The organism is Microbacterium sp. ISL-103 (assembly GCF_018613995.1).
Classification (GTDB): domain Bacteria; phylum Actinomycetota; class Actinomycetes; order Actinomycetales; family Microbacteriaceae; genus Microbacterium.
Map to the genome: position 1 here is coordinate 1 of NZ_JAGGPD010000618.1, position 1,037 is coordinate 1,037.

General features: G+C 68.4%; 1 protein-coding gene. It reads left to right on the forward strand.

From position 1 onward, the window contains the following. Positions 1-12: 12 nt before the first annotated feature. Positions 13-1,037: HAMP domain-containing sensor histidine kinase (locus tag J7E68_RS20365; RefSeq protein WP_311417402.1), on the forward strand; the 1,025-nt coding region annotated here is incomplete at its 3' end.

Sequence of the window (1,037 nt, forward strand, 5' to 3'; positions counted from 1 at the left end):
CGGTATTTCGACGTGACCACCGAAGACGGCGAGACGACGTACACGCCCACGGACTCGCCGCGCGACTTCTTCGTCGCGATCTATGACGCCGAAGGCGTGCTGCAGACGACGACCGGCAGCTCCGACAACGGGGCGCCGCTGTTCCCCTCGGCATACTCGCTGCTGGAGGCGCAGAACAACGAAGACCAGGCCTTCACGATGGAAGGCACCAAGGGATCCAGCTTCCGTGCGGCTGTCGCCCGCGTGCCGGGTGAAGGCGACGGATCGCTCCGGACCCAGATCGTCGCCATGCCCCTGGAGTACGCCGACCGCATCGTCGGCCAATACTTCGGCATCTACATCACCGTCGCCCTGATCACCATCTTCATCGCCGCCCTCCTGACCCGAGGCCTCGTGACCCTCACCTTCCGCAGGCTCGGGCAGGTCGAGTCCACGGCGATGTCGATCGCCGCCGGAGACTTCACCCAGCGGCTCACCGACCTCGAGCCGACCACGGAGGTAGGTCGACTGAACACGGCGATCAACACGATGCTCGATCGAGTCGACGGATCCCTCGCGCAGCGCGATCGCACCGTGCAGCACATGCGCCGGTTCATCGGAGACGCCAGCCATGAGCTGCGCACACCGCTCGTGAGCGTCCGAGGATACGCAGAGCTCTACCGCATGGGGGCCATCAAGGGTGAAGAAGACACCGCCAGGGCCATGGAGCGCATCGAGAAGGAGGCGATCCGGATGGGCGTGCTCGTCGAGGACCTCCTCGCACTCGCCCGGCTGGACGAGGAGCGCGAACCCGAGATCGAGGCGCTCGACCTGAGGCCGATCGCGCGCGACGCGGCCCTCGACCTGCGTGCGGCCGCGCCCGCGCGCACCGTGACGGTGGTCGATCGCACGGTGGACGCTCCTCTGATCGATGTCACGACGCGGTCGAACCCCACCGTACCGGCACCGCAGACGCCCGCACCGCGGGGTCTGTCGCGCGGCACGCTCTCGCGTCTGCGCCGCCGCCCGCGTGCCACCGGCGCCGACGTGCCCGCCAT